This is a genomic window from Paracoccus sp. S4493, from assembly GCF_000967735.1.
In the GTDB taxonomy this organism is placed as follows: Bacteria; Pseudomonadota; Alphaproteobacteria; order Rhodobacterales; family Rhodobacteraceae; genus Paracoccus; species Paracoccus marcusii.
Genome location: NZ_JXYF01000100.1, coordinates 1 through 10518 on the forward strand (window position 1 = coordinate 1; position 10518 = coordinate 10518).

At 63.4% G+C, this 10518-nt stretch carries 6 protein-coding genes; 5 read left to right on the plus strand and 1 reads right to left on the minus strand.

What is annotated here, in order from left to right:
• Positions 1-946: 946 nt before the first annotated feature.
• From TW83_RS13300 to TW83_RS13310, 3 genes are all read left to right on the plus strand, one after another.
• Positions 947-1219 carry a hypothetical protein gene (locus tag TW83_RS13300; RefSeq protein ID WP_045983264.1) on the plus strand — a complete coding sequence of 91 codons (273 nt, stop codon included), beginning with the start codon at positions 947-949 and terminating at the stop codon, positions 1217-1219.
• A gap of 410 nt (positions 1220-1629) precedes the next feature.
• Complete coding sequence (locus tag TW83_RS22325) at positions 1630-4209, plus strand: Hint domain-containing protein (RefSeq protein WP_045983265.1); 2580 nt, start codon at positions 1630-1632, stop codon at positions 4207-4209.
• Positions 4210-4495: 286 nt separating this feature from the next.
• Positions 4496-5503, plus strand: coding sequence for an exonuclease domain-containing protein (locus tag TW83_RS13310; protein WP_239441345.1), 1008 nt, complete (start codon positions 4496-4498; stop codon positions 5501-5503).
• Between the two features lie 544 nt (positions 5504-6047).
• Here TW83_RS13310 and TW83_RS13315 read toward each other — a convergent pair.
• Positions 6048-7370 (minus strand): MFS transporter, encoded by a 1323-nt coding sequence (locus TW83_RS13315; protein ID WP_045983266.1) that lies wholly within the window; start codon positions 7368-7370, stop codon positions 6048-6050.
• Positions 7371-7614: 244 nt separating this feature from the next.
• On the opposite strand from TW83_RS13315, the gene cyoA reads away from it, so the two are divergent.
• Entirely contained in the window at positions 7615-8814 is a 1200-nt protein-coding gene (cyoA, locus tag TW83_RS13320; protein ID WP_052714887.1) for a ubiquinol oxidase subunit II, read from the plus strand.
• 22 nt (positions 8815-8836) lie between these two features.
• Positions 8837-10518: cbb3-type cytochrome c oxidase subunit I (locus TW83_RS13325; protein ID WP_045983267.1), on the plus strand; the 1682-nt coding region annotated here is incomplete at its 3' end.

A 10518-nucleotide genomic window follows, 5' to 3' on the forward strand; every position in this document is an offset into this window, starting at 1 on the left:
GGGAATGGGGAGCACCTCAGTTCCAGGAGAAGGATTTTTATCTGAACCGAAGCAGGAGGAACGTCGAGCAGACAGTTATTGCGTTCCGCACCGCCGCCCTGACTTGCATCTTGTCGCGACGTTGCTTTCTTTCCTGCTACCCACCACGGCCTGCAGGTAGGCTGTTTTATTTGGAACCTCAGATCGAGTGCACTTCCAGGCGTGGCCTGCCGCCATCGCATGCTTTTCACGTGAAAGCGTTCCTGTTATCGAATGCTGTGCATTGGCCTGTACGTACCTCCACAAGATGAACACCTGATGTGTTCCACGAGATGGATTATGGCCTGCAATCTGAAGTTGGCGCTTGTCGGTATGTTTCGGAACACGTTGGGAGCGTCACGATCGGGGTGTTACACCGGTTTCAACACTTCGGCGCATCGCAACAGCTGATTGCCCATTGCTAAGGTATCCGTACACGAAAACGGTATGCTCCTCGCAGGCATCACGACTTGATAGTTTTAGGCTGAATCAACAATGAAAATTTGATGCAAGCGGCCGGATGGTGCCAATGCTAATTGGGTTCAGCCGCAGGCTGATTGTCGACCGAAGTTTGGATAGCTGAACTCAGTTTCCCGGAACTTAATTTGCAATTGATTCGGCCGCTGCCCGAATAGTTCGCAATATCTTAGACCAGCTCGCGGCATCCTGAGACTGCTTACTATAGAGCGAAAAATAATATGCAAAACTTACGACAGTTTCGATTTTTGGAGCAACGTCCTTCCAATGACGTCCGACACGTCGCTTTAGGATAGACAAAGCGATCACAATTGATCGCAGTGTCGTGGGTGTCTTGACCTTACAACGGTGGGAAGCGCTACCTAGCCACGCGGTGATGGAGAATGCCGCGAAATGAATGAACGGTTGAGTGAGGTGCGGGTTACAGGGCCGCGCGCTACCTGGGTGATTGATGATCGATCGTGAACTGCGCGACCGGTTCGTGGCCGCGGGCGTGCCCGAAACTCAGGTTGATCCCATCCTCTCCTATTTCGACCTTTATGGTGGGGCTGCTGAAATCACCTCAGAGGAAGAATATCGGAATGCGGCTGCCATTTATCTGACGCTGGATGGATATCTGGCGCCTGACGATGCGCACAGCGCCGTTGCCCGCTATGTCATCCATCTTGGGGTGCGGCTGGCTGAATGGGATGGCAAGCACACCGTACCAAACGTCCTGCGGTGACCATAAAGCCTATGGGGGCCGTCGCTTCGTTGTCTGGTGAATGGTAACGATTTCGCCATCGCCGGCACAAATGTGCCGACAAATACAATCGTGAGTTGATTGGTTAACGGTGTCTTGCTACGCCGAACCTTCATGGTGGTGGTCGAGCAAAGCCGACCACCGACTGACAACAACCCGATTGCAAAGGTTGCACGCTTGCCTGTCCAAACTCCGCACCCCCCTGCAATCCGCAGACATGCGCCACGGCGACAGCCCTCCATGACGCAGACTGCCGGGCAGTTCCGGGAAAGGCCGCATTCGCGGACCCGTCTGCCCCTTCGTACCTAGTGCACATTCATGTCTGAGCCGGCGCCGCGATCCGCGGTGTCTCTTCATCATGCCCGGACCATGGGCTGGACACAGGATACATCATGCCGACGACCTTCAACTGGATCTCGCTTGGAACGCCCCGCAACGCCACCGGCGGCATCGTCACGGTCGACCCGTCAGAGATAATTGCCGGCGCAGAAAACGCATCCAGCCTCCTGACCGCCGCGTCCGGTTCGGGGCCCCGGGTGTTCGGTTCGCAGGGCGCGCCGCTCTACAACAGCATCACCTCTGCAACGATGATCAATCGCAGCGGCAGTGACAACGCGCTGGACACGGATACGGCCGTCGGCACATTGGCGGATCGCTTTACGACCAACATTGGCGCCGGAGTCCAGACCTTCAACTTTGACGCCTTGGTCAATTACAACGGCACCGTCACCTATGCGGATGGATCGACCGCGTCGAACGTGACGCTGCTGGTGGTGCAGGCGGAAACGGGCGAACTGTTTCTTGCGCCGCCGCCGGCCACGGGTTCGAACGCGGCGTTGACGCTCAAGCCGATCCAGTCGATCCGGCTGGATTCGGTGGCGAATAATGACGTCAATCTGTTGATCGACCGCCAGCTTGGGATATTCGACGATGGCTTTGTCGATGGCACGGCCGGCGCCGACCTGATTGGTCCCAGTTATGTTGAGCCTGCCGCCGGCGGCTCCGACCGGGTCGACGGCAATGACGGGCTGACCAGCGCGGGCACCAATTTCAACGATGACCGTATCCGCGCGGGCGCGGGCAACGACACCATCGACGGCGGCCTTGGAAACGATCTGATCGACGCGGGCGAGGGCAACGACCTGGTCAACCTGACCGGGGTGTTCGGCAACGACACCATCACCGGCGGCGCGGGCAGCGACACGCTGTCCGGGGCGACACTGACGGGCGCGTCCACCGTCACATTCAACGGCGGCTCCGGCACCTTTGCCAGCGGAGGCAGCACGGCCAGCTTCAACACCATCGAGGCCGTCACCACCGGCGCCGGCGCCGATACGGTCACCATCAGCGGGACCGCCGCGGGAAGCTTTGCCACGGGCGCCGGGGCGGACACGATCAACGCGGGCGGTTCCGGCGCGGATACCATCAATGCGGGCGACGGCGACGACCTGATCAACCTGACCGGAACGTTCGGCAGCGACACAATCACCGGCGGCGCAGGCAACGACACGCTGTCAGGTGCCACGCTGACGGGCGCGTCCACGGTCACGTTCACCAACGGCACCGGCACGTTTGCCAACGGTGGCAGCACGGCCAGCTTCAACACCATCGAGGCGATTACTACAGGCGTGGGTGCCGATACGGTCAACGCGGCCACCAACACCTCGGCCGCTAGCTTCGCCCTGGGTGCGGGCAATGACAGCTTTACCGGCGGCCTTGGTGCCGAGACGATCGATGGCGGGGCGGGCGACGACACGATCGTCTCGGGTGGCGGTGCGGATGTCGTCAACGCGGGGGACGGGCAGGACCTTGTCGATGCGGGTGAGGGCACCGACTATGTCGATGCGGGGGCCGGAAACGACACCGTCGCCGGGGGTGCGGGCAACGACACCCTGCTGGGTGGCACGGGCGACGACCAGCTGAGCGGCGGCACCGGCGACGATAGCCTGCTGGGGGGCGCCGGCAACGACGTTCTTCTGGGTGGCGACGGAAATGACTATCTGGACGGCGGCCCTGGTGCCGACACCTTGACGGGTGGTGCGGGCAACGACGTCTTCGTCGTGTCGAACGGCGATCTCATCACCGACTTTACGACCGGCGACCCGGCTAACAACGATAGCGTGGATCTGACGGCCTTCTACAACGATGACAACCTGGCGATCATCAATGCGCAGCGGGTGTCGGCGGGGCTGACACCCTACAACTCCGCCTTGGGCTGGCTCAGGGCGGACCAGGCCGATGACGGAGTGCTGAACAGCATCCGGACCGATGCAGGCTTTGCCGAAAACGTCACGCTGAGGATCCAGAACGGCGGAACGGCGGTGACGGCGGCGCAGCTGACCGAAGGCTCGACCTCGGTTCTGTGCTTCGGGTCGGACGCGCTGATCCAGACGGTGGACGGTCCCGTGCCGGCCGGTGCGCTGAAGGTGGGCGACTTGGTGATGACCCGCGACAACGGCGCGCAGCCCATCCGCTGGATCGGTCAGCGCGTCATCGATGCGGCCGCCTTGGCGGATCGGCCCGCACTTGCGCCCATCCGCATCCGCGCCGGCGCCTTGGGCCAGGCATTGCCCAGCAGCGACCTGATCGTCTCGCCACAGCACCGCATCCTGGTGCGATCGAAGATCGCCACGCGCATGGTCGGCGCGCCCGAGGTCCTGGTCGCCGCCAAGCAGCTGACGGCCGCCGACGGCATCGACGTGGCCGACGATCTGGCCGAGGTGACCTATGTCCACTTCCTGTTCGACGACCACCAGATCGTCCTGTCCAACGGTGCGGAGACCGAGTCGCTTCACACAGGACAGGAGGCGCTGAAGGCGGTTCCCGTCGAGGCGCGTGCCGAAATCCTGGCCCTGTTCCCGGACCTGGCCGATGGAACGTCGCGTGCGGCCGTGCGCCCCATGCTGACCGGGCGGCTGGCACGAAAGCTAGCGGAACGCCATGCCCGCAACAGAAAGGCGCTGGTCGCCTGAAGATCGGAAAGGCGTGCCGATCCCCGGCACGCCTTTTGCCCAACTTCAGGGGTAGGTTTGCATAGTCGCCGCCGGGCTTGGCGTCGGCCTGCGGGGGCAGGGTTGTCTGACGAGGGACGAGGCTGCACTGCAATCGTGGTATCTGGTCAGGCGAACCGGAGGGCATCCGATCATCAATGCATCGCGGCTGAACTGACGCTGCGAAGCGGTTGCACCGTGCCGGCAGATGTCCGACGTTGGCGGCGCCGTCTGACGTGACGCGACGGCCTTGGTGGCGAGGATTTGCATGACCCGGTTCGATCGGCCTTTCGGGACCATGCCCGACGCACACCCTGGTGATCGACGTGGGGCGGGTCGCGGTCTGCCAACGTCCGGGATCGATCTGCAGGCTGCCAGGCCAGCCTTCGGCCATGCCGATCAGGTTCCCGTGGGCAACTTTCGCTTCGTCGCGCTGGACGTCGAGACGGCGTGCAGCGACGCGGCAAGCATCTGTCAGATCGGCTTGGCCTGCGTGCAGCCGGATGGCGAAATCCAGACGTTTTCGATGCTGGTCAACCCCAGGTCGCGATTCGACTCGTTCAACATTCGCCTGCACGGCATCGGTCCGGACCATGTGGCACAGGCCCCCGGCTTTGCCGAGGCGCTGGAGATGCTGCTGCCCCTGCTGACGCGCCATCAGCTTGTGCAGCACAGCAACTTTGACAAGCAGGCGATGAATGCCGCCTGCCGGACCTGCGGCCTGGACGTTCCCGATCTGCGCTGGAGCGACAGCGTCACGATCGCAAGGCGGGCTTGGCCCGAATTGAAGGGGAACGGAGGGCATGGGCTGGCAAACCTCAAACGCGTGCTGAACCTTCGGTTCCACCACCACGACGCGGGAGAGGACGCCCGCGCGGCGGCCATGGTCGTGCAGCATGCCGAGCGCCGCCTGGGCCTGCCCTTCGACGACCTGATCAAGCCGGTCGTGAAAAAGCGCCAGCCGCCTGCGATCACTTTGGCGGGAAATCCCGCGGGGCCGCTGGCGGGGTCAACAGTGGTTTTCACGGGCACGCTTGGCATGCCGCGCGCAATGGCGGCCGACATGGCGGCGCGATCCGGGATGGATGTCAGGGCAGGTGTGACACGGCAGACCACCCATCTTGTCGTGGGGGATCAGGACCTGCTCGAACACGACGGCGCCTTGCGCAGCGCCAAGCACCAGAAAGCCGTGCAGATGCGGGATGCGGGGCATTCCATCCAGATCATGGGAGAGAGCGCGTTTCAAAGACTGATCGCCGGTTTCGGCGCCGTCTGAGCATTCGGGGTCGGTTCTGCCAGACCGCGATATCGCGGGGCGGCAGACCGGAAACGGAGACGCCGCATCGCTGGTCGGTCTAGACCCTGCCGCATAATTTGAGGGCACCCCTTCACCGCCAACGTCATGGGTGAACAGGCGCGAGGCACGTCAAATCGTGCCGGGAGAACAGGCGAGGCAACTGCGCCCATTCAATTTTTCTAGCATGGACAGGGGTGGCGTGATGACACCGTCCAATCTGCGTACCGGTGGGTCGCGGTCATTCTGTGCTCAGCAGATGGTACCGGACGGCAAAAGAAAATCTGTGCTGAACGTCAGAAACCTTCGCTTATGAAAGAGGCGCGATGGGTCCTGCAAAGCGAAATGCATTTTCCTGACGTCGAAACCGCCTTGGCCGGACCGTCGGTCTGCGCGCCAGAAGATCACCCCTCATGTCTTGGACCAGAGGCCGACACGGATGGTATCGACGCCGCCTGAACAAGGCCGAAGCTGTCCGGGCGGCACGTGTGCAAGGTCTCGCCGCGCCGAAAGACGCGGCGGGATCTTATTCGTCGGTGATCTCCATCTGGCCCCTGCGGGACGACTGGATCGCGATCACGGTGCAGATCACGCCAGATCCGAGATAGACGCCCGCGGCCCACAGGCCCAGCACGCTGGACATCGACAGGGCCGTCAGGGGGGCGAAGCCCGCCCCGAACATCCAGGACAGCGACGCCACCAGTGCCGAGGCGGTGTAGCGGTTCTTTTTGCCGAAGAGCGAGGCGATGACGCCAGAGCTTTGCCCGAAGCTGAGGCCCAGGAGGACGAAGCCCAGCACGATGTAGGTCGTGGCTCCCTCGCGTCCGCCGGCCAGAAGCAGAGGGCCCAGGACGGCGAAGGCGCCGATCGCCAGGGCACCCAGCATCAGCAGGCGACGCCGGCCGATCTTGTCGGCGATGTAGCCCGAGGCCACGATCGAAACGATCCCCGCGACGGAACCCCAGATCAGCGAATAGAGCACCGCCTCGGGGGGATCGTTCGAATAGAGGAACACCCAGGACAGCGGGAAGATCGTGACCATGTGGAACATCGCAAAGCTGGCCAAGGGCATGAAGATGCCCAGGATCATGCTTTTGCCGTCCTGCTTCAGCGTCGGGCGGATGCGCGAGGGGCGCAGTTCGCTGGAGTTCAGCATGTCGTCGAATTCGGGCGATGCCACGATCCGAAGGCGGGCGAACAGCGCGACGACGTTGATGGCGAAGGCCACGAAGAACGGATAGCGCCAGCCCCAGTCCACGAATTCGTCCGCCGAGACGTTGATCAGCAGATAGGCATAGAGCAATGCGGCCACGGCCAGGCCGATGGGCGCCCCAAGCTGCGGGATCATCGCATAGAAGCCGCGCTTTTCGCGACTGACCGACAGGGCCAGCAGCGACGGAAGACCGTCCCAGGTTCCACCAAGGGCCAGGCCCTGACCGATCCGCAGCAGGGCCATGATCGCGATCGCCCACCAGCCAAGCGTGTCATAGCTGGGCACAAGGCCCATCGCGACCGTCGACGTCCCAAGCAGCAGCAGCGCGGCCGTCAGCTTGCCCTTGCGCCCGACGGCGCGGTCGACGGCCATGAAGATCACCGTCCCCACCGGACGCGCGACGAAGGCCAGCGCCAGCAGCACGAAGGACGCAAGCGTCCCCTCGACCGGGTCAAGGAAGCCGAACAGGCGCGCCGGAAAGACCAGCACGCAGGCGATGGAGAACACGAAGAAGTCGAAGAACTCGGACGTGCGGCCGATGATCACGCCGACCGCGATGTCGGAGGGAGAGACGTGGTGGTCGTCCGCGTCCTGGCCGGTATTGAGCCGGGAGCCGGTGTGGGTTGACGTCGCCATGGCAAGACGCCTCCTGATAGATGCTGCATTGACGCGGGGTGCACGGCCGGAATGATCCGGGCACCCGCTCCCTTGCCCGTGGCACGGTCGGATTGGAATTGGACAAGTTGTCATAGGTCAACTTGTCCAATGTCGCCCGCCGCCCCGACGCAATACCGCCTGCCTTCAAAACCCCGTCTCGACTTTCGAAGGCGAATCACCCGGCGCGCAGACGGCCGTGCCATTGACCCGGATTGATGAAGCTATGATGCGGATAATCAAGCGAGCCCCCTGGCTGATCCCCCTGATGGCGCTCTCGGCCTGCAAGGCCGAGGTCCTGGCCCCCACCGGCGATATCGCGGCCCAGCAGCGCGACCTGTTGGTCTGGGCGACGGGGATCATGCTGATCATCATCATCCCCGTGCTGGTGCTGGTCGTGCTGTTCGCCTGGCGCTATCGCGCCCGGAACCGCGATGCCAGCTATGCCCCGGACTGGAGCCATTCGACCAAGCTGGAACTGGTGATCTGGGCGATCCCCGCGCTGATCATCATCGCGCTTGGCGCGATGACATGGGTGGGCACGCACCACCTGGACCCGTACCGTCCCATCCAGCGCGTCTCGGCGGACACGCCGCTGACGGACCAGACCCCGCTGGTGGTCGAGACGGTGTCGCTGGATTGGAAATGGCTGTTCATCTATCCCGAACAGGGCGTGGCCAGCGTCAACGAACTGGTCGTGCCGGTGGACCGCCCGATCGAGTTCCGCCTGACATCGTCCTCGGTCATGAACGCGTTCTACATCCCGTCGATGGCGGGGATGATCTATTCGATGCCGGGGATGGAGACGACGCTGCACGGCATCTTCAATGCCGAGGGCACGTTCCAGGGCATGGCGTCGCACTATTCCGGGGCGGGTTTCTCGGGCATGCGGTTCAAGGCCCATGCCGTCACCGACGCCGACTTCGACCAGTGGGCGGCCGAGACACGCGAGGCCGGCGGAGAGCTGGACCGAGCCGAGTACCTGGACCTGGCGCGCCCCTCCGAGAACGTCGCGCCCCACCGCTATGGCGCGGTGGATGCGCAGCTGTTCCCGCGCGTGGTCAACATGTGCGTCGAGGACGGCAAGATCTGCATGGCAGAGATGATGGATCTGGACCGCCAGGGCGGCACGGGCCTGGCCGGCACCATGAACATGCAGTCGCTGGTCCAGGACCGCGTCGCGCAGCGCGGAGAGCGCGCGCCCACCCTGGGTTGGGAACCCTTCTACGTCAGCGGGTTCTGTTCGCCCGCCGAAGAGGATCTGATGCTGACGCTGCGGGCGGACCTGCCGCCGCCCCCCGTCGACGCCGCGCCCCTGCGGGGACACGGACTGGACCATCCGGGCACCGGGCTGGTCGACATGCTGCGCCGCCCCGCCCGGGTGCTGACCGGCCTGTCGCGCGACCCCGACGCCGACGAGCTCTGAGCCGAGAGACAGGATAAGAACCATGGCCACGATCGACCACAGCACGACCTTTCTTCTTGGCCGTCTGAACCTCAGCGCAATTCCCCAGGACCCCATCGTGTGGGCGACCTTCGTCGTCGTCGCGATCGGCGGTGCGGGCCTCATGGCGGTGCTGACCAAGTATCGCCTGTGGGGCTATCTGTGGCACGAATGGTTCACCACCGTGGACCACAAGAAGATCGGCATCATGTACATGGTGCTGGCGCTGATCATGCTGCTGCGGGGCTTTGCCGACGCAGTGATGATGCGGCTGCAGTCGATGCTGGCCTTCAACGGGTCCGAGGGCTACCTGAACTCGCACCACTACGACCAGATCTTCACGGCGCATGGCGTCATCATGATCTTCTTCGTGGCGATGCCCTTCATCACCGGCCTGATGAACTATCTGGTGCCGCTGCAGATCGGCGCGCGCGACGTGTCCTTCCCGTTCCTGAACAACCTGTCGTTCTGGATGACGGTGGGCGGCGCGGTGATCATCATGGCCTCGCTGTTCGTGGGAGAGTTCGCGCAGACCGGCTGGCTGGCCTTTCCGCCGCTGTCGGGCATCGGCTTCAGCCCTTGGGTCGGGGTCGACTACTACATCTGGGGCCTGCAGGTGGCGGGCGTGGGGACGACGCTGTCGGGCATCAACCTGCTGGTGACCATCATCAAGATGCGCGCGCCCGGCATGGACTACATGCGCATGCCGATCTTCACCTGGACGGCGCTTTGCACGAACATCCTGATCGTCGCGTCCTTCCCGGTGCTGACGGTCACGCTGGTCCTGCTGACGCTGGACCGCTATGTCGGCACGAACTTCTTCACCAGCGATCTTGGCGGCAACGCCATGATGTACGTGAACCTGATCTGGATCTGGGGCCACCCCGAGGTCTACATCCTGATCCTTCCGCTGTTCGGCGTCTTCTCCGAGGTCACGGCGACCTTCTCGGGCAAGCGGCTGTTCGGCTATACCTCGATGGTCTATGCGACCGTCTGCATCACGGTCCTCAGCTATCTGGTCTGGCTGCACCACTTCTTTACGATGGGGTCGGGCGCGTCGGTGAACGCGTTCTTCGGCATCACCACGATGATCATCTCGGTTCCCACGGGGGCCAAGCTGTTCAACTGGATCTTCACCATGTATCGCGGCCGCATCCGGTTCGACCTGCCGATGATGTGGACGGTGGCCTTCATGCTGACCTTCACCGTGGGCGGCATGACGGGGGTCCTGCTGGCCGTGCCGCCCGCGGACTTCGTGCTGCACAACTCGCTGTTCCTGGTAGCGCATTTCCACAACGTGATCATCGGCGGCGTGCTGTTCGGCCTGTTCGCGGCCATCAACTTCTGGTGGCCCAAGGCCTTCGGCTTCCAGCTGGACGTCTTCTGGGGCAAGATCAGCTTCTGGCTGTGGGTCGTGGGCTTCTGGTTCGCGTTCATGCCGCTCTACATCCTGGGCCTGATGGGCGTGACGCGGCGGATGCGCGTGTTCGACGACCCGGACCTGTGGATCTGGTTCGCGATATCCGGCCTGGGCGTCGCGATGGTCGCGGGCGGCATCGGTGCGATGCTGATGCAGTTCGGCGTCTCGATCTGGCGCCGCAAGGAGCTGGTGGACGAAAGCGGCGATCCCTGGGACGGGCGCACGCTGGAATGGGCGACCTCGTCGCCCCCGCCGGCCTACAACTT